At 36.6% G+C, this 18,120-nt stretch carries 9 protein-coding genes; 7 read left to right on the forward strand and 2 right to left on the reverse strand.

Annotation, left to right across the window (positions count from 1 at the left end; all coding sequences use genetic code 11):
- The first annotated feature begins 6 nt into the window (after positions 1-6).
- On the forward strand, positions 7-885 hold the full coding sequence (locus tag BM201_RS07780; protein ID WP_092541312.1) for a PRC-barrel domain-containing protein: 879 nt from the start codon (positions 7-9) through the stop codon (positions 883-885).
- A 43-nt stretch (positions 886-928) separates the two neighbouring features.
- Here the strand turns inward: BM201_RS07780 and BM201_RS07785 are convergent, their stop codons facing one another.
- The gene (locus BM201_RS07785; protein ID WP_245758602.1) at positions 929-3,055 is read right to left on the reverse strand and encodes a Tex family protein; all 2,127 of its coding nucleotides are present in this window, start codon (positions 3,053-3,055) and stop codon (positions 929-931) included.
- A gap of 162 nt (positions 3,056-3,217) precedes the next feature.
- The gene (locus BM201_RS07790; protein ID WP_092541316.1) at positions 3,218-4,186 is read right to left on the reverse strand and encodes an App1 family protein; all 969 of its coding nucleotides are present in this window, start codon (positions 4,184-4,186) and stop codon (positions 3,218-3,220) included.
- Between the two features lie 68 nt (positions 4,187-4,254).
- On the opposite strand from BM201_RS07790, the gene BM201_RS07795 reads away from it, so the two are divergent.
- The 6 genes from BM201_RS07795 (at position 4,255) to BM201_RS07820 (ending at position 18,119) form a co-directional block, all read left to right on the forward strand.
- Entirely contained in the window at positions 4,255-5,130 is an 876-nt protein-coding gene (locus tag BM201_RS07795; RefSeq protein WP_092541319.1) for a diacylglycerol/lipid kinase family protein, read from the forward strand.
- Positions 5,131-5,417: 287 nt separating this feature from the next.
- Complete coding sequence (locus BM201_RS07800) at positions 5,418-8,501, forward strand: SusC/RagA family TonB-linked outer membrane protein (protein ID WP_092541321.1); 3,084 nt, start codon at positions 5,418-5,420, stop codon at positions 8,499-8,501.
- 9 nt (positions 8,502-8,510) lie between these two features.
- A complete protein-coding gene (locus tag BM201_RS07805; RefSeq protein ID WP_092541323.1) occupies positions 8,511-10,052 on the forward strand; it encodes a RagB/SusD family nutrient uptake outer membrane protein in 1,542 nt (513 codons plus the stop codon).
- 110 nt (positions 10,053-10,162) lie between these two features.
- Positions 10,163-13,507: a VCBS repeat-containing protein gene (locus BM201_RS07810; protein WP_092541325.1), complete on the forward strand. Its 3,345-nt coding sequence runs from the start codon at positions 10,163-10,165 to the stop codon at positions 13,505-13,507.
- Positions 13,507-16,776, forward strand: a complete 3,270-nt coding sequence (locus tag BM201_RS07815; protein ID WP_092541327.1) for a VCBS repeat-containing protein — start codon at positions 13,507-13,509, stop codon at positions 16,774-16,776. Before BM201_RS07810 ends, BM201_RS07815 begins: the two co-directional genes overlap by 1 nt.
- Before the next feature lie 2 nt (positions 16,777-16,778).
- Entirely contained in the window at positions 16,779-18,119 is a 1,341-nt protein-coding gene (locus BM201_RS07820) for a vanadium-dependent haloperoxidase (RefSeq protein WP_092541329.1), read from the forward strand.
- Position 18,120 lies beyond the last annotated feature (1 nt).

Below are 18,120 nucleotides of genomic sequence, written 5' to 3' on the forward strand. Positions count from 1 at the left end.
AATGTTATGAAAACCAAAGAGAAACATTTATATAGTCTAAATGAATTAGGCGATTATAAAATAGCTAAAAACGATCATGATATTCGCGGTTGGGAAGTAAGAGATCGTGATGCAAAAAGTATTGGTAGAGTAGATAATTTACTTGCCAATAAAGATCTAGGAAAAGTGGTTTATGTTGATGTTGAAGTAAACCAATCGATAATCGATAAAAATCACGATCCTTTTTCAGCAAATAACGATTCGGGATTTAAAGAATTTATAAACAAAGATGGAGAGAATCATATCATTATCCCCATTGGATTGATCGATATTCATCCAGAAGAAAAGTACGTGCACACCAATTCTTTAGATTATAACACGTTCGCAGCTACCAAGCGTTATAAAACCGGTGAGCCTATCTCCAGGAACTACGAAAAACAAATTCTATCTTCTTATAAGGCCAATTATCGTCCTAACGAAATTAAAGGAAAACATGATCCTTTAAAAGAGGATGAATATATTGAAAGTGAGTACAGCGCAAGAAAAAGGGAAAGCCGACCAAAGTATTCAAATGAAGGATATTCAGAAAAAGAAACAACTAAAGAAACAACTCAGGATCGCATTGAAAGAGAAAGAGCAAATCTAAAATACAAATCTGAAGTTCATCACGATCGAGAAGAAACTGATGAAGAGCGAATGGAAAGAGAAAGAGCTCATCTACGAGCAACTTCTGGTCAACCAGATCCTAATTTTAAACCATCCAGAACCTACGATGACGATGGAAATTGGGTTAGAGAAAAGGAATATTTAACTGACGCAGAGATCGAGTCCAGACGAAAAGGCCGAATTAGAAATGATGAAGATTTTTATAATCAGGAAGAATTTAGGCCAAGAAGAAGATACTAAAAACGCCTAACAAAAAAATCCCTGCAATTTGCAGGGATTTTTTTTAATCTATCATAGAAAGCTGAATCCTTTTCCGATCCAGATCTACATCTAAGACCGTAACTTCTACTTCCTGATTTAATCGCACAATTTGGGTCACATCGCTAACATAAGTGTTCGATAATTTAGAGATATGTACCAAGCCGCTTTGTTTTAAACCAATATCTACAAAACAACCAAAATTGGTAATGTTATTAACCAATCCCGGTAATTTCATTCCCTTCTTAAGATCGGTAATTTCACGTATATTTTCATCAAAAGAAAACATGCTAATTTTCTCTCTGGGATCTACGCCCGGCTTTTCCAATTCTGCCAAAATATCTTTTAAAGTCGGCAATCCCGTATTCTCTGTGATATAATTCTCTAATTTTAATTCCTGAAGTTTCTTTTTATTTCCTACCATCTCTGAAATTTTCACAGAAAGATCTTTCGCCATATTCTCAACGATCTTATAACTTTCTGGATGCACGGCAGAATTATCCAAAGGATTCTTAGCATTTCTAATTCTTAAAAATCCAGCCGACTGTTCAAAGGCTTTGGCCCCTAAACGCGGAACTTTAAGTAATTCTTTTCTAGATTGAAAACCACCATTTTCGGTACGTAATTTTATAATATTTTCAGCTAAAGAAGGGCCTAAACCACTCACATAAGAAAGTAATTCTTTACTCGCGGTATTCAGGTTGATCCCAATTTTATTTACAGTACTCATTACTGTGGTATCCAAACGCTGTTTCAGGAGATTTTGATCTACTTCGTGCTGATACTGCCCTACTCCAATAGATTTTGGATCTATTTTTACCAATTCTGCCAAAGGATCACTTAATCGTCTACCAATAGAAACAGCACCACGTACCGTAATATCGTAATTAGGAAACTCGTCTCTAGCCACTTTTGAAGCTGAATATACTGAAGCTCCCGCTTCGTTTACGACATAAACTTCCAGATCACGATCAAACGGAATCGATTTTACAAACTGCTCGGTTTCCCTGCTTGCCGTACCGTTTCCTATAGAAATCGCTTCAATTTTATGAGCATTTACCAGCGATTTTATTTTCTTCGCAGCAAGACTACGTTCTTTTTGTGGAGGATGCGGATAGATATTTTCGTTATGCTCTAACTTTCCGTTTTCATCTAAACAAACCACTTTACAGCCCGATTTAAATCCAGGATCGATTGCTAAAATTCGTTTTTCACCCAAAGGCGGTGCCATTAGCAACTGCTCTAAATTCAGCGAAAAAACCTTAATTGCTTCTTCATCTGCTTTTAGCTTGGTTTCATTTAAAAATTCAGTAAAGAAAGATGGTTTTAACAATCTGGAATACGCATCACTCGCTGCTTCTTCAATTAAATCTGCCGATGCCGATTGTCGATTTTTGATAATTGCATCGGTAATTATTTTTAAGGCTTCCGCTTTGTCGACTTCGATCTTCAATTTTAAAATCCCTTCTTTATCTCCGCGGTAGATGGCTAAAAATCGATGCGACGGAATTCTTTTTAAAGGTTCGTCCCACTCAAAATATTGCTGAAATTTTTGCGCATCTTCTTCAGCAGATTTTGCTTTAACCACTTTAGAGGAAATCTCAGCTCGTCTTGAATATAACTGTCTGATTCGTTTTCTTACAAATTGATTTTCGTTAATCCATTCAGCAATTATATGTTTTGCTCCTTCCAGCGCTTCATCTTCAGAATTAACCGCATTTTTAACGAATTTCGATGCTGCGGAATAAATATCTGGCGAGTTTTGCGCCATAATTATTTTTGCCAGCGGTTCTAATCCGTTTTCCCTTGCGGTATCAGCCTTGGTTTTACGTTTCTTTTTGAATGGAAGGTATAGATCTTCAAGAATCGTAAGATTTTCAGCATTTTCTATCTTCGATTTTAATTGATCGGTAAGTGCATCCTGATTTTCAATGGCTTCCAGAATAGATTGCTTTCTTTTTTCAAGATTGTTGAAATATTGAAGCTCTTCTGATATTTGCTGAATTTGGGTTTCATCTAAATTACCGGTTTGCTCCTTTCGGTAACGCGCAATAAAGGGCACCGTGGCATCTTCTTGAAGTAATTTGATGGTATTTTGAACACTTTTAGCCGGTAGGCCAAGCTTTTTGATTACAAATTGATCTAAATTCACAATAAAAATTTTAGCGGATTGCGAAGATAAGATTCCGCTTTAAAAAAAGTGTCTTAAAATATAGAAACTGAATTGCTAAGTTTCAAATTAAAAGGTCAGAAGAATCTTATAGCAATTAAAGATCAGATTGAAAAATCACGCTTCAAAATGGCCAATTTCAGTCTAAATAATTTCCATTTTTTTAGAATGTGCAATCGCCTGCTCGCTGTTTTTAAAATAGCAGGTGCCAACATTCAAACTTTCGATATTTGTTAAAACTTCTGTGATCTCTTCTTTTTGTTTTTTCCCGGTTTGTCGAATATAGATCGATTTTACATTTTCTGGATAAGTCTTACAAATTCGCTCGTAAATATGCACGTCCTGTTGCGAATCGTCTCCAAGTAAAACATACTCTAAATTTGGATAAAATGAGATAATATCTTTTACTTTCTGAAATTTATGATCATGACTTCCCCTACCCGTTTTTACAAAATCTGAAATTCCGGTTTTTATTTTCTTCAGTTTGATAACCGCTTTAGGTAGATCGTGCATTTCGGCAAATTCAACAATAAAATCGTATAAATTCCATTCGCTACTAGATACATAAAAGAAAGAATTTGAAGCTTGTTCGCTGTCCTGCCCTGCTTTACTTAAAGCTTTGTAATGGTCTACAACATCTTCGAAGATCTTACGGCGATTTACATTTTTAGAAAGCATTACATAAAGCTTCTTAAAAAAGCTGTTGCTGTGGGAAATTAAAAATGTATCATCGATATCTGAAATAATGCCAAGCTGACTATCATAAGGTTTTAATAGTTCTCCTTTTTCGATGATTCCAAATTGATCTTCCATTTTGGCAACAACTTCGTATTCGTGCCAACCACTTTCTAATTCTTCTTCAAAAGGAACCGTAAACCTAAAATAGCCATCTTCCATGGTTTTTGTTTTCCATTCTTTTCCTTTAAAACAAAGATGTAGCTCGTAATTAGATAATGGTTTGATCCTGAATTTATGGATTATGGCAGAAGTATGTTTTATGCCTTTGCGATCTAAACGATATTTATCTGGCGCCCAGCTTTTAAAAAGATGACCAAAAACTACTAATTCCTGATCATTTACATAGCCGCGATAAAGTTTTAAGTCAAGTTTCAAATTTTTTAATTTTTTATAAAGAATAGGCTAGCTCCAAATTAGTTAATTTTAATCGCAATTATATCGATATGGCAGACTTTAGGAATATTTTAATGGTCGTGAACCCAATTTCAGGAGGAGAAGAAAAAGACGACCTAATTACAGAAGTACAACGCGCAGTAGAGCAACAAAACTGCAGGTTTCAACTCTTTAAAACAACCGGAGAAAACGACATCCAAAAAATAAAGGATGAAATCGAGCAATTTGAGCCAGACCGTGTACTCGTAGTTGGTGGTGATGGTACGGTAAAGATTGTTGCTGAAGCTCTATTTCATAAAGATTTGCCTATTGCCATTTTTCCGGCAGGATCGGCAAATGGCTTAGCGCTTAATCTTGGTATTCCTGATAATAGAGAACAACAAATCGAAATTGCTTTAAGTGATAATTTCACCGATCTGGATGTTTTACAGGTAAACGACGAGCTATGTCTACATTTAAGTGATATTGGTTTAAATGCTGAGTTGATTAGAAACTACGAATCGTCTTCTGTTCGTGGCAAGTTTGGATATTTAATGCAATCTATTCCTACGTTGATAAAAAGCAAATATCCTTATGAATATGAGGTAGAAATAGATGGAGAGATTTATAATCACAAAGGCATTATGCTTGCCATTGCCAACTGCAAGAAATATGGTACCGGCGCTAATATTAATCCTGAAGGAAAACACGACGACGGAAAGTTTGAAATCATCATCTTTAAAAACATCGATATTACAGAAATTTTGGGCACCTTACGAGAAGATGTAAAATTTGATCCAAACTTTGCTGAAACCATTTCTACCAAAGCAGCAAAGATTCGTTGTAAAAAGCCTATTGCTTTCCAAATTGACGGTGAATTTATCGAAAATACGCAGAAAATTGAAGTCAAAATTGCCGAAAAAAGCCTGAAAATAGCCGTAAAATAAGATTTGTTAGATTTTTTTTTCAGAGTTTTCAACAATTCTACTCATAAACGTTGGAAATACGCTTATTTTCTGTTAAAATCTGCTGAAACCGCACCAGTATTGAGATGCTTCAAATAAGTGTTAAAAACACACAATTATCATATTGTAAAAATTAAGCATTGAATTTTGTTTTTTCCTTAAACGATAACCTTTTCAATTTCATAATTATTGATTTTTAGTGTGAATTTTTATTAAATTTACACCTGGAAATTATAAGGTTTAGTTAATCAAACTGTAAAATTATTTTTATGAAACAAGGATTATTAAGGATCAGTTTGTTTCTGCTTGCCGTTTTAAGTTTTTCATTTGCAAAAGCGCAAACGGTTTCGGGAACAGTAACAGATGGCTCAATGCCTATTCCAGGGGTTAACATTCTGGTAAAAGGTACTTCAAATGGTACCACAACAGATTTTGACGGTAACTTTACGCTAAACGATGTTGCAAATGACGCAGTACTCGTTTTTAGCTTTGTTGGTTTTTCACAACAAGAGGTACCGGTTAATGGACGTTCTACTATTAACGTCACACTATCTGAAGATGCAGCTGCATTAAGCGAAGTAGTTGTAATTGGTTATGGATCTACTACAGTAAAAGATGCGACCGGTGCGGTAGCAACTGTTTCTGCTGAAGATTTTAACCAGGGAGTTATTTCTTCTCCTGAAGAATTGATTCAGGGTAAAACTGCAGGTTTACAGATCACTACAACTAGTGGTGAGCCTGGAGGTGGCGTAAACATTAGAATTCGTGGTACATCTTCTGTAAGAGGTGGTAACAATCCATTATTTGTTGTAGACGGTGTTCCATTAGCAGGAAACGAGGTTTCTTCTGGTGGAGACGATGTTGGATTTGGATCAAGTTCAGCAAAAAACCCGCTTAACTTCTTAAACCCTGCAGATATCGAAAGCATGAGTGTATTAAAAGATGCTTCTGCAACTGCAATTTATGGGTCTCGTGGTGCGAACGGTGTAGTAATTATTACTACAAAATCTGGTCGAGGTAGCAAAGGTAGACTGGATTATGGTACTACTTTAAGTTTAGCTTCTCCAGCAAATGAATACGATCTATTGGATAGAGATGAATATCTATCTGCAGTAGAAGAATTAGGTGGAGATCTTGCTGTTTTGGATCAAGGCGGTAACACAGACTTCCAGGATGAGATCACTAGAACAGCGTTCTCACAGATTCACAATCTCTCTTATGCAGATTCTTACAATACTGGTAACTATAGAGCTTCTTTAAGTTATGCAGATCAGGAAGGTATTGTAGAAAACTCTGCTTTAGAGCGTCTTTCAGGAAGATTCAATATTACTCAGCGTTTATTCAATGATAAATTAAAACTGAATTTACAGTCTACATTATCCAGAGTAAATGATACCAGAGCGCCAATATCTAATAATGCAGGTTTCCAGGGAGATCTTTTAGGATCTGCTTATCAGGCAAATCCAACTTTCCCAGCAGATCCAGATTTTCAGCCACTGGGAAGTATTATCAATCCTTTGGCTCTATTAAAATTTACTTCAGATCAATCTGAAACAGATCGTGTTCTTTTAAATTTCTCTGCAGATTATGAGATCTTCGAAGGATTAGACGCTAAATTAAATTTAGGATACGACACTTCTGAATCTAATAGAGAAGCTGCAATTTCTGGAGGATTAACAGGAATCCAATCTGGTGTACCAGGAAATGGTCGTGGAAATTTAAACCAGGTAGAGTCTATTAACCGTTTAATGGAATTCACATTGAATTACCAAAAAATGTTCGAAAACTCGAAGTTTGAAGCATTAGTTGGTTACTCTTTCCAGGATTTTGAAAGAAAAGGATATAATGTTAGCGGTTTTGGTTTCCAGAGCGAAGATTTAGGAGCTATGACTAGTAGCTTAAGTGCTGCAAATAACATTTTAAGAAATAATATTTCAGGTTCTTATCAGCAATATGGTTACGATCCTAACGGTTTCTTTGTAACCAGATTATTCCCAAATATTGCAACAGAAGATTTAACTTCTCCATCTGGAATTGGGCCAACTTCTGTAGCTTACGATAGTTTTAACACTACAGATGAATTACAGTCTTATTTTGCTCGTGTAAATTATGAGCTTGCAGGAAAATACTTATTCACTGCAACAGTAAGAGCTGATGGTTCTACAAGATTTGGAGGAAACAATAAATATGGGGTATTCCCTTCTGGAGCTTTTGCATGGCAATTAGCAGAAGAAGATTTTATTCCAGAAACTTTCTCTACTCTTAAACTTAGATTAGGTTATGGTATTACGGGTAACCAGGAAATTCCTTACAACCAGTACACGGTTAGAGAGCGATATGCAGGATTCGGAATTCAGGATAACGGAAATATTAACCGTCCTGGTGTGACTCAGGTTTCTTTTGCAAACCCAGATTTACAGTGGGAAGAAACAAGCCAAACCAATCTTGGTTTAGACTTTGGATTTATGCAGGATAGATTAAGCGGATCTTTAGATTTCTACTATAAGAATACAACAGATCTTCTTATTCAGGTATTCTCTGCACAACCTTCACCACAGCCTTTCGTGTATCAAAACTTAGATGCGCATGTAATTAACAAGGGGGTTGAATTTGCTATCGACTACAACATTGTAGATAACGATGATTGGTTCTGGAACTTTGGGTTCAACATTGCTTATAATGATAACATGGTTGAAGATTATGCCGGGCAAAACAGAACTGGTGAAATTAATGGACAAGGGCTTACTGGTGCATTTGCTCAGTTACTTGCTGGTGGACAGCCATTATTTTCTTACTACCTAAGAGAGTTTGGTGGATTTGATGAAACAGGACAAAGTATCTATCCTGCCGGTGATGTACAAAGCTTTATAGGTAAGAGTGCACTTCCAACAACCAATGTTGGTATCTCTACTAGAGCAGAGTATAAAAACTGGGATCTATCTATCTTCATGGCAGGACAGTATGGTCACTATATCTATAATAATACTGAAAACGCATTCTTTACTAAAGGTGCTTTAAATAATGGTCGTAATGTGACACGTAATGTAGTTGATAACGGTGAAGCTGCTTCTAATGCTCCAGATGTATCTACAAGATTCCTGGAAAAAGGAGATTTCTTAAGAATGCAAAATGCAACTTTAGGATACAACTTCGATCTTAACGAAGGTAGCATGTTCAACACCTTGAGATTATACCTAAACGGGCAGAATTTATTTGTAATTACAGATTATTCTGGTTTAGATCCTGAGGTTGATACCAACAAAGCTTTAAATGGAATTCCATCTGCAGGTATCGATTATACTGCTTATCCTAAGCCAAGAACATTCACTTTTGGGTTGAACGTATCATTTTAAAAAATTATTATGAAAAATAGATTTATAAAACTTTCAATACTCTTAGGAGCGCTGGGTTCTTTCACAGCGTGTACAGACCTGGAGCTAGAAGATACAGATTCTGTATCGCGTGTGCAGACTACTGGAGACTTTACAGGTGTTTCTGATGTTGCAGGATCTTTAAGTAACGCCTACAACAGCCTTAGAGGAAATGTAGAAACTCACGAAAATTTATACGGACTTAATGAAGGTACTTCAGACGAGCTTTTAATCCCTACTAGAGGTACAGACTGGGGTGATAACGGAGTTTGGAGAACCTTACACCAGCATACCTGGGATGCAAACCACAATTTTGTTTTAAATACGTGGAATGCATTTAACTCGGCTATCTTTAACTTGACCGAGATCATTGCGCCAGAGAGTAATGCCAGCGCACAGCAAGTGGCTGAAGCAAAGTTCTTAAGAGCCTTCCATATGTTTTGGGTAATGGATCTTTACGGGCAGGTTCCTTTTAGAGAAGTTGACGAAGGACCAGATGTAAATCCTAGAGTAATGACAAGAAGTGAAGCTTTTGAATTTGTTATGCAGGATCTTAACGATGCGATGGCAAATTTACCAAGCATAGGACCTGGTGATGGTACAGTGCAGGCTTCTAAAGCTGCTGCTCATTATCTATTAGCGAAATTATACCTTAACAAGCATATTTATTTAGGAACAGGATCTGCTGCGGCTGCAGATATGACTGCGGTTGTAGATCATGTTGATGCGATTATGGGTGAAGGTTTTCAGCTTCAGGAAGGTTTCTTCGAAATTTTTGAACCTTCAGATGATACAGAGACAATTCTGTATACAACTTCTAGTGCTGGTAACAGAATGTGGTCTACCCTACACTATGCACAAGGAACAGACGATAACGCAGCTGGTGGATGGAATGGTTTCTCTACTTTAGCTGAATTCTATGACCTTTTCGAAGGAGATCCAAATGTAAATACACCAGGATCTGGACAGGAAGAAAGACGTGGTTATGTACCTCTTGATGGTAATTCAAGCGGAACTTATATCGGTAAAGGTTTCCTTATAAATCAGCAATATGGTGCAGATGGTTCTCAATTAACCGATAGAGCTGGTAATCCACTGGTATTTACCAGAGATTTCCCAGGACTTTTAGGTAACAACGAAAGAAACGGAATTCGTGTACTTAAATACCATCCATCAAACGGAGCTTACACTGGGCATGTTGTAGTCTTTAGATTTGCAGATGCTTATTTAATGAAAGCTGAAGCTATTATGAGAGGTGGTTCTAGTTCTGAAGATGCTTTAACTATGGTTAACGACCTACGTGAACTTAGAGAAGCTAGTCCTTTATCTTCTTTATCTGAACAAGATATGCTAGACGAACGTGGACGTGAATTATACACTGAGTACTGGAGAAGACAAGACCAAATTAGATTTGGAACCTTTACTTCTACCTGGGAATTCAAAGATAATACAGAAGAATTTAGAGTACTATTCCCAATTCCTTCTGTGGCTCTAACTTCAAATCCGAATCTGACGCAGAATCCGGGATATTAGGATTAGTCATGCTTTTTAAGAGACTTAAGAGGCGGCCTTCCGTCACTTAGGTCTCTTTTCTTTTAATTATTTTTCTTTACTTGAAGGTTTTTTAATCAGCGTACCCCACTATGAACAAATTATCATCACTTTCAAACTTCACAAAGGTACTTGGGTTAGTATTGCTCTTTCCTTTATTTTATTCCTGTAACAACACTTCAGAAGATCAAAAAGAAGAACCTAAAGATGTTCTTTTTACCCAAATGCCTGCAGATTCTACTGGCATCTCTTTCATCAATCATGTAAAAAACGAAAAAGAATTTAATATTTTTAGGTATCGAAATTTCTATAACGGTGCCGGTGTTGGTATTGGCGATATCAATAACGATGGTCTTCCCGATGTGTATCTTACTTCAAACATGGGAAAAAACAAGCTTTATCTTAATCAGGGAGACTTTAAATTTAAAGACATATCCAAATCTTCAGGAACTCAGGGAAACAGGTCCTGGTCTACCGGAGTTACTATGGTAGACATCAACAACGATGGTTTATTGGATATTTATGTTTCAAATGCAGGAAATATAGAAGGTGACGATCGTCGCAACGAACTTTTTATCAATAATGGCGATCTAACATTTACCGAGGCTGCTTCAGAATACAATTTAGATGAAGATGGTTTTACAACCCACGCTGCATTTTTTGACTACGATCTTGATGGCGATTTAGATGTCTACATCCTAAATAACAGTTTTATCCCGGTATCAAGCTTAGGTTATAATAACAAAAGAGAATTACGCGGTAAGGATTGGGATTTACCTGATGTTTTTAAAGGTGGTGGCGATAAACTCTTACGAAACGACGATGGCAAATTTACCGATGTTAGCGAAGAAGCCGGTATTTTTGGTAGCCTAATTGGCTTTGGACTTGGGGTTACCCTTGGTGATGTAAACAATGATATGTTGCCAGATATTTACGTTTCGAACGACTTTTACGAGCGCGACTATTTATACATCAATAATGGCGATGGGACTTTTAGGGAAGACATCAAAAATCAGGTGGCTCACCTTAGTATGTCTTCGATGGGAGCCGATATGGCCGATATAAATAACGATGGTTTACCAGAAATCTTCGTAACGGATATGCTTCCTGAAAGTGATGAACGTTTAAAAAACACCAGTGAATTTGAACGTTATGACCTACACAAATTAAAGGAAGATCGTGATTTCTTTCATCAGTACATGCAAAACAGTCTTCAGTTAAATAATGGAAATAACAGCTTTTCTGAAATTGCTTTTTATAGCGGTGTAGCACAAACAGATTGGAGCTGGGGCGCACTAATTTTCGATATGGATAACGATGGATTTAAAGATATTTATGTAAGCAACGGCATCTATCACGATCTTACCAACCAGGATTTTATGGATTTCTTCGCCAACGATATTCTACAGGATATGGTAATTACCGGGCAAAAGAAAGAATTCGACTCTATATTAAACGAAATGCCCAGCACTCCTATTCCTAATTATGCATTTAAAAATAATGCCGATTTAAGCTTTATCAATGCGACAGAAGATTGGGGATTTGATACGCCTAGTTTTTCTAATGGTTCAGCTTATGGCGATATGGATAATGATGGTGATTTAGATCTTATCGTGAACAATGTAAATATGGAATTATTTGTTTACCGTAACGAAACCAATAAAAAACGAGATCATAATTACACAAAGGTTCAGCTTAAAGGGAACGGTAAAAACACCTTCGCCATTGGCAGTAAAGTAACGGTTTATACTGAAGATCATCAATTAACACAACAGCTTATTCCTACTCGTGGTTTTCAGTCTTCCGCAGATTATAACTTAACTTTTGGCTTGGGAACAACTAAAAAAATTGATTCCATTCGTGTAATCTGGCCAAATAAAACCGCTTCTTTAAAAACCAATATTGGCATTAATAAGCTTGTAGTTTTCAACCAGGAGGAAGCTGAAGAATTTAACTTCCCAGAGCTTAAATCCAGCCAATATTTTAAAGAAATCGATAACAATTTTAACGCGCATAAAGAAGATAACTATATAGATTACGATTATGAAGGCTTGATAAATAAGATGCTTTCTCGGGAAGGTCCTGCAATCGCAGTTGGTGATATAGATAACGACGGAAATGATGATTTTTACGTGGCCGGAGCACGAAACCAGTCGGGCGTAGTTTATATTCAGCAATCTAACGGGAAATTTTCACAACGCATTTTAGACGAAACTGAAGAATCCAAGGTTTTTGAAGAAACCGGCGCGATTTTTACAGATATTAATAATGATGATTCTAAAGATCTAATCTTAATTTCTGGCGGAAATAATATTTATGCTGAAAAAGGGCAATATGAAACCAGAATTTATTTAAATGATGGAAAAGGAAATTTCAGCAAAACTGATTCTGCTTTACCTATAAATGATCAAAATGCGGCGGTTATTGCGGCAAATGATTTCGATAAAGATGGAAAAACCGATCTATTTATCGGTTATCGAAGCATTCCGGGAGTTTATGGTGTAAATCCAACTCATCAATTATTAAAAAACGCTGGAAATGGGAAATTCAACGCTTTAGATACTTCTATTTTAGACGATCTTGGTATGATCACCGATGCAAGTTGGGTAGATATCGACAATAATGGAACGCCAGAACTTATCCTTACCGGCGATTGGATGGCTCCTAACATTTTTAAAATTCAGGATAAAAAATTAAGCCCAAAAACCTCTAATCTTAGCGAATATTCTGGAGCGTGGAATAGCATGAAAGTCGCAGATCTTAATAAAGACGGGCTACCAGATCTAATTTTGGGTAATCGTGGTACTAATTCTTTTTATAACGCCAGTAAAGAAGATCCGGTGAAAGTTTACATCAGCGATTTTGATAATAACGGTACAACCGAGCAAATTTTTACCCGTACCATAAACGGAAAAGATGTGCCTATTCATTTACGAAGAGAACTTTCTGGCCAGATTTCCTCGGTCAAGAAACAAAACCTGAAATTCGCTGAATACGCGACAAAATCTATAGATCAGTTATTTTCTAAGGAGGTTTTAGACAAGGCCCTGGTTAAAGAAATTAGCAGTTTTAAAAGTATTATCGCGATAAATAAAGGTGATGGAAATTTTGAAGTTCAGGAAATGCCGGCGCAGGCACAATTTAGTTCTATTCATGCCATAGAAACCATGGATATTAATTATGATGGCAATCTGGATATTATAATTGCAGGAAATGATTACGATCTAAAACCTCAATTTTCAAGATTAGATGCAAATTATGGTCTTGTATTAATCAACGACGGCAATGGTAATTTTAAAGCTGAAACTTCAGAAAAAACAGGCTTATTTTTTAAAGGTCAGGTTCGTGACTTAAAAATAATTCAGAATAAAAAAGGCGAAAAGTGCTTATTAGTAGGAATTAACGACGAGAAACCGCAATTGTACAAACTTCAGTAATGAAAAAGATTTGCTACATATTCATTTTTGCTGTTTTAGCGGCCTGTTCTAAGAACGAAAAGGAAGTTCAGGAACCTGCCACTCCTCCCCTTTTTAAAGAATTAGATGCTAAAATCACCAATATTGATTTCAGCAACAACTTAACAGAAACTGATAGTCTAAATATTTTAGATTACCTGTATTATTATAATGGTGGCGGCGTGGCGATTGCCGATATCAATAACGATAGTCTGCCCGATATTTTTCTTACAGGAAACCAGGTTCCTAATAAATTATTTCTGAACAAAGGAAACCTGCAATTTGAAGATATTACTGAAACCGCTGGAGTTGCAGGAAATTCAGATTGGAATACAGGTACAGCGATTATCGATATTAATGGCGACGGACTTTTAGATATTTATGTTTGTGCCGTTGTGGGCATAAATGGATTAAAAGGAAAAAATGAGCTTTTTATCAATAATGGCGACGGAACTTTTACCGAAAAAGCGGCTGATTTTGGTTTAGATTTTCAGAATTATAGTACCAATATTGCTTTTTTTAATTATGATAACGACGGCGATCTAGACATGTATTTATTGAATCATGCCGTGCATACCGTAAACACCTACGGCCCTGCTGAAATTAGGGAAAAACGAAGCGAAAAAAGTGGCGATAAATTGTTAAGAAACGATAACGGTCACTTTATTGATGTTAGTGAAGAAGCCGGAATTTACGGTGGCCCTAACGGATACGGACTTGGCATTACTACAGCCGATTTTAATAACGATGGTTTTACTGATATTTATATTAGTAACGACTTTCATGAAGACGATTTTTATTACCTGAATAATGGTGACGGCACGTTTACTGAAAGCCTGAAATCTAAATTTGGGCATACCAGCAGGTTCTCTATGGGAAGCGATGTGGCCGATGTGAATAATGACGGTTTTTTAGATATTCTCACTTTAGATATGCTCCCCGATGATGAAAAAGTGATCAAAGCGAGCATGGGTGACGACTCGCCAGATATCCATAAAATGAAAAGTGAACGCCTGCATTATCATGAGCAGTTTAGCCGAAATATGCTGCAAATAAATCAGGGTGGTGAGTACTTTCAGGATCTGGGATTAATTAGCGGATTGGCCGCAACAGATTGGAGCTGGAGTGCGCTGTTTGCAGATTACGATCTGGATGGACATCAGGATGTTTTTATTTCTACCGGAATTCCGAAACGCCCAAACGACTACGATTATATAAAATATGTCTCAAATAATCAGATTCAGAAAGAACTAAGCCAGGGAAACAAAATCGATAAAAAAGCGATCGAAATGATGCCTTCTGGCGCGGTTGCTAACCGAATTTTTAAAGGAAATAAAAACTTAAACTTTCAAGATCTTTCTGGTGCCTGGATCTCGAAAGATAGTATTATGAGTACCGGTTCTGCTTATGCAGATCTCGATAATGATGGTGATTTGGATATTGTTACCAATAATATCAATGCACCGGCAAGAATTTATGAAAACCGAATTGCTAAAAACAATCAAAATTACTTGAAAATAAAACTGGAATATAAAAACCCGAATATCCAAGCGATTGGTAGTAAAGCAATTGTTTATCAAAATGGTAATCGACAGGTAAAACAATTATTTACCACACGCGGATTTCAATCGGCTTCTGAAGCAGTGTTACATTTTGGTTTTCAGGATGCTTCAAAAATCGATTCGCTTTTGGTGATCTGGCCAGATAATTCTATTCAGAAATTATCGAATATCGATTTAGGGCAAAGGCTTTACATAAAACTGGCAGAAAGTCTTGAAAAAGTAAATTATGCCAATTTGTTTACGAAGAAAAAAGCCTGGTTTACAAAGATCGATTCTTTACCCGGTTTAGATTATGAGCACAAGGAAAATCGATACCAGGATTTTGATCGCCAAAAACTAATTCCGTATCAAATTTCAGATCGTGGTCCTGCGGTGGTGGTTAAAGATATTAATGGCGATGGGAAAGATGATATTTTCTTCGGAAGTGCGAAATTCGCTAATTCTGCCATCTATTTTCAAACCAAAAATGCCTTCGAAAAACAAACAATTTCGGCTTTAGAGGAAGACATGCGTTCCGAAGATGTTTCCGCAGTTATTGAAGATTTTGACAATAATGGTGAAAATGATCTGTTGGTAGTCTCTGGCGGCGGCGAATATTATGGTGAGAACAAAGCTTTATTAGATCGTTTGTATCTTCAAAAGGAAAAATACTTCAGCAAAACTGATTTCCCGAAATATTTTGAAAACGGAAGTGCAGTAAAGGCGGCCGATTATGATAATGACGGTGATTTAGATTTGTTTATTGGCGGTGCAGCGGTTTCTAACGATTTTGGTAAAATTCCGCAGTCATTTTTATTGAAAAATGAGAATGGAAATTTCAGTATCGATAAGGAAAATGAACTCGGTGAGATAGGAATGATTACCGATGCGATTTGGACAGATTTTAATAATGATGACCAAATAGATCTTATTGTTGTTGGCGAATGGATGGCGCCAAAATTCTTCGAAAATCAAAATGGAAAGCTTAAACCTTACAAAATTGAAGCTGGTTTAAAAGGTTTATGGCAAAGTATCGCTGAATTTGATATTGATGGCGATGGCGATAAAGATTACCTGTTAGGAAACTGGGGATTAAATACAAAATTAGTCGCAAACCGGGAAAATCCCCTAAAAATGTATTATCTTGATTTTGATAACAATGGAAGCACAGAAACCATTCTCGCCCAGGAGAAAAACGGCAAATATTATCCCGTAAATGGTTTAGATATGCTGGTAGGACAATTGTCTTATCTGCGCAAAAAATTCCCCAATTATAAAAGTTTTGCTGGCAAAAGCATAGAAGAAATTTTCGATAAGGAACAGCTGGAAAAATCTGAAATCTTAGAGGTTGAAACATTAGCTTCAGGATATCTTTTAAATGACGATGGAAACTTCAGTTTTAAAGCTTTTAAAAATTCATTGCAAATTTCGCCAATAACAGCATTTTTAGAACACGATTTTAATAAAGACGGTAAAACCGAGATGCTAATTGGCGGTAATTATTTTGGAACAATACCATACCACGGCAAATTTGATCAACTCGCCGGCAGTATCTTGCAATCTGTCGACACTTATATCGAAGCCAAAGATCTTGGTATTAATTTTACGCAAAAAGCAGTAATTAGTCTTGATATTTTAAATTTTGAAGATCAGGATTATTTACTAGTAACCTATAACAACCATAAACCACAGGTTTATAAACTCAACTAAGCATGAGAAAAGCTCTAGTATTACTTTTAAGTATTGCAATTTTTAGCAGCTGTGCAGATGATAAGAACACTAATGTTGAAGCGATAAACATAAGTGCGGCAGATTATCATGCCTCTTTAGACCAGATCACCAATATCATGGTGCACGATATTTTCTCGCCACCGGTAGCAAGCCGAATTTATTCGTATTCCAATCTTGCTGCTTACGAGATCGTAGCACAGCATAATCCCGAATTCGAATCACTCACAAAAAGGATAAATGCAGATATTTCTATCCCTGCATTAGATACGACCAAAGCTATCGATTACAAAATGGCGGCCTTGATCGCGCAGTTGGAAATTGGTAAAACGCTTATTTTTTCTGAAGTTGAAATTACCAATTACAGGGATAGCTTATTTGTAAGCTGGAAAGAAAATAATGAAGAGATCTTTACAAATTCTGAAGCCTACGGAATGCAGGTTGCAGATGCATTTAAAAAATGGATCGATAAAGACAATTACAAAGAAACGCGTACGATGCCTAAATTTTCGGTATATACTGAAGATGTTTCGCGATGGCAACCTACTCCCCCAACCTATATGGATGGAATAGAACCACATTGGATGAAGATTAGGCCTTTCACTTTAGATTCAGCTTCACAATTTAAGCCAGAACCTCATCCCGAATTTTCCATGGAAGAAGGATCTGATTTTTACAAAGAATTGATGGAGGTATATGAAGTACGAAACGAAATGGATATAAGCGGTAACAAATCTGAAGAAATGTCTATCGCCAAATTTTGGGATTGTAATCCTTATGTTTCTACCCAACGTGGGCATTTAATGTTTGCAACAAAAAAGATCACTCCTGGTGGTCACTGGATTGGTATTACAAAAATTGCCGGTAGAAGAGCTAATCTCGATTTCGATAAAACCGTTTACGCTTATACGACAACAAGTATGGGAATTGCCGATGCTTTTATTAGTTGTTGGGACGAAAAATACCGTAGTAATTTGGTACGCCCGGAAACGCTAATCAATAAGTATATCGACGACCAGTGGAAGCCGGTTTTACAAACACCACCATTTCCAGAGTACACCAGTGGACATTCTGTGGTAAGTGGAGCTTCAGCAGAAATATTAACGCAACTATTTGGTGATCAATTTCAGTTCTTAGATGACACTGAAGTCCGTTATGGATTACCAGAAAGGGAATACACCTCTTTTAGAAATGCAGCGCAAGAAGCGGCTTTAAGCAGACTTTATGGTGGTATCCACTATCGTGCAGCTATCGAAAATGGTCTAGACCAGGGAATCGACCTGGGAAAACATGTAGTTAACACCTTAAATGTAAAAGCACTTTAAT

Source organism: Zunongwangia mangrovi (assembly GCF_900112105.1).
GTDB classification, from domain to species: domain Bacteria; phylum Bacteroidota; class Bacteroidia; order Flavobacteriales; family Flavobacteriaceae; genus Zunongwangia; species Zunongwangia mangrovi.

Excerpts from the sequence above, each read along its gene's own strand:
- BM201_RS07780 (WP_092541312.1), top strand. The coding sequence starts at position 7 with ATGAAAACCAAAGAGAAACATTTATATAGTCTAAATGAATTAGGCGAT.
- BM201_RS07795 (WP_092541319.1), top strand. The coding sequence starts at position 4,255 with ATGGCAGACTTTAGGAATATTTTAATGGTCGTGAACCCAATTTCAGGA.
- BM201_RS07800 (WP_092541321.1), top strand. The coding sequence starts at position 5,418 with ATGAAACAAGGATTATTAAGGATCAGTTTGTTTCTGCTTGCCGTTTTA.
- BM201_RS07805 (WP_092541323.1), top strand. The coding sequence starts at position 8,511 with ATGAAAAATAGATTTATAAAACTTTCAATACTCTTAGGAGCGCTGGGT.
- BM201_RS07810 (WP_092541325.1), top strand. The coding sequence starts at position 10,163 with ATGAACAAATTATCATCACTTTCAAACTTCACAAAGGTACTTGGGTTA.
- BM201_RS07815 (WP_092541327.1), top strand. The coding sequence starts at position 13,507 with ATGAAAAAGATTTGCTACATATTCATTTTTGCTGTTTTAGCGGCCTGT.
- BM201_RS07820 (WP_092541329.1), top strand. The coding sequence starts at position 16,779 with ATGAGAAAAGCTCTAGTATTACTTTTAAGTATTGCAATTTTTAGCAGC.